The 2,791-nt window shown below is 54.8% G+C and carries 3 protein-coding genes; all 3 read left to right on the top strand.

Going from position 1 to position 2,791, the window contains the following annotated elements; all coding sequences use genetic code 11:
* Positions 1-189: hypothetical protein (locus ACLQ7H_RS05235; protein WP_411751761.1), on the top strand; the 189-nt coding region annotated here is incomplete at its 5' end.
* Positions 190-198: 9 nt separating this feature from the next.
* Complete coding sequence (locus ACLQ7H_RS05230; protein ID WP_411751760.1) at positions 199-1,038, top strand: DUF4097 family beta strand repeat-containing protein; 840 nt, start codon at positions 199-201, stop codon at positions 1,036-1,038.
* Positions 1,039-1,335: 297 nt separating this feature from the next.
* A partial coding sequence (locus ACLQ7H_RS05225; protein WP_411751759.1) for an alpha/beta hydrolase family protein occupies positions 1,336-2,791 on the top strand: 1,456 nt, incomplete at its 3' end.

Below are 2,791 nucleotides of genomic sequence, written 5' to 3'. Positions count from 1 at the left end.
CATAGCGGACACATCGAGACCGACTATTCGCTGGCGGTTGGAGCAACTTCAGTGCAACCCACGCCGCAAAATCGTCGCGTTGTCGGTCGCTACGGTGATGGGCGTGCGCAGATCGAGCTCGATTCCTTTGAAGGGTCGGTGGCCCTTAACAAGGCTGCATCCGGCGCAAGCCAAAACTGTCCGAAGTGAGGTGAAGTGATGAGAAAATTTACGAGTCTTCTGGTGGGCCTAATTCTTATGAACATAACATCCAACATTTTTCAGACCAACGCATACGGCACGCAATCGGCCGGCGAATTCGATGAGCGCGAAGAGATAAATCGTTCCTTTACGCTTTCACGGGGCGCGCGCGTCGAGGTGTCCAGCATCAGCGGCTCAGTTGAGATAAGAACTTCCGAAGGCAACAGGGCGGAGGTTCACATCGTTCGCATGGCGCGCAACCGCGAGGACTTCTTGCTGAGAAAATTTACTATCCAACACACGCCTAACAGTCTGATCGTGCGGGCTGAGGATGAACGTCAGAACCGCGCAAACCGTCAGGTGCAGATCCGGGAGCGCGTGGTACTTGAATTACCGCGTCAGATCGAACTCTCGGTCAACAGCATCAGCGGGCCGGTTATCGTTGGGAGCGTCGCCGGACCGATGCAGGCGAGCAGCATCAGCGGTCCTTTGACCATTGGAAATGTGGGCGATGCGGTGAAGCTCAGCAGCATTAGCGGCTCGGTACGTTTGGGCTCCGTGGCTGGCCACCTGACCGCTTCCAGCTTGAGCGGTAGGCTATCTGTCGCAGTCACCAGGCTGGATAGACGAGGCATTCAACTCAGTAGCATCAGCGGCACGGTCGAACTCCGATTTGAGGATGAATTGAACGCCGACCTGGACGTGACCAACATCAGCGGTAGGGTTCAGCTCGACGTGCCGAATGTGACCCTTCAACGCGCAGCCAATGGTTCGAACGTCAAGGCTCGGATTGGCTCAGGGGGCGTGCCAATTTCCATGAGCAGCATCTCAGGAAGCGTCCGACTCGAACGCAAATGAATCCGACTGAAAGCTGGTCGATCCGACCAACCGCCAGAAACGGCCTCTAAAGGATAAGGTTGTTGCTTCAAGGCGACTTGAAGCGCACGACATCTCGGTAAGCGAGGGACGGTCCGGCTTTGAGATTGTGATTGGATTAGGCGGCAATGCTGATTTCAATTTCTAACATAACTGATGGAATGCATGCTCGTCCTCAGCTACCGCGCGACGTACTGCCGACGGCCAAGGTTCAAAGATCCGTCCCGCTATCGGATTCCGACGACAAACATAAATAGTGGAAGAAGGAGCACACTTATCATGTCAAATAAAACCATCGTCGCTCAGCGAAGGCGTCATAGCCTGCGTAACCGCTCCAAGAAATGCGCCATACTCTCTTGCCACTCCGCTGAAGACAGAAATGAGGTTTCGATGATCCCTTGGTATCAGCTAGTTCTTATAGTTTTGTTGGCCCCCTCTTTGACCACTGCAGCCACTTCACAGCCGGTCACCACCTCGTATGTCGGGGGGTATGGAGTACCGGGAGCGTTCTCCCTCACCGGGCTCGAGCTAGTGGATACGGGCGGGGTCGTGAGCGGCAAGATGCAGCAACCATATGATCGCGCTGATGCTCCCCCCCTTCAGAACCTCATCACGAAGGGTGAGGAACTCACTTTCAATGTCGACAATCTCTATTTCGTTCTCCATCGCACCGCTTACGGTTATTCAGGTTTCGTGCGCGATGAAAAGGGTAAGCGCGAGCAAAAAGCAGAGTTCATAAAGAGACGCACTCCGACGCCGCGCGAGATCCTTGCCGCTTACGAAGGAACCTACCAAATCGACCAGAAAAGGACTTTAACGCTGTCGCTCAGCAGCGGCGGCTTTTACCTCGAGTTGCCATCCGGCCGTACCGGTGCCTTGTACAAAGTGTCCGATAATGGGCCTAACATCGAGCTTACCGCCGGACCCTGCATGTACTGCATCAAACCGGAATATTTGAATGTTCGGTTGGAGCAAAGCCAGAGGGACGCTGCAAAAACCATACAGATTCAGATCGGCGGACGTAAGTATAGCGCCCAGCGGTTAACAAGCTACCGAGAAGAGGAAGTCACCTTTACGAGCGCGGACGGGACTCAGCTTTCGGGTTCGCTTTTCATTCCCGCCGGCAAATCTCGTCACCCGGCGGTAGTTTTCGCTCACGGCTCGGGTGCCCAAACACGAAACGGCTTTCATGGCCACATCCGCTTTCTGGCCGAAGCGTACGCTCGGCGGGGCATTGCAGCGCTGGCCTTCGACAAGCGTGGCACCGGCAAATCCAAGGGAGATTGGGACAGTGTTCTATTTGATACGCTCGCGGCGGACGTCGCGGCGGGGGTTCAATATCTAAAAACGAGACCTGATATCGGACCGGACCGGATTGGCCTCACGGGCGGCAGCCAAGCGGGAACGATCATGCCGATTGCTGCAGCGCTTGTTCCAGACGTGAGGTTTATACAGCTGCGGTCGGGAGGGGTGATGAGTGTTCGGGAGCAGGAGCGTCGTCGAATAATTCTGCAAATGAAGGCTGACAAATATCCACAGTCAGAGATCGATCGAGCTCTCCGCATGCGCGACATGATGGACGACTATGCCGTAAACGGAAAAAACTGGGAGGCTTTGGAAGCGTACGCCAAAAAGGTCGAAAACGAGTATTGGATGACTCAATTCATCGGGGGATTCCCTGCGAAGGACGCAAATGATTGGGCGTGGTTGCGTGAAGCATTCGGTTATTATATAG

Origin of the sequence: Serratia sp. (in: enterobacteria) (genome assembly GCF_046715635.1) — a bacterium.
Classification (GTDB): domain Bacteria; phylum Pseudomonadota; class Gammaproteobacteria; order Enterobacterales; family Enterobacteriaceae; genus Chania.
Note: the sequence above shows the minus strand (reverse complement) of the source record. Positions and strands in the feature narration are given on the sequence as shown.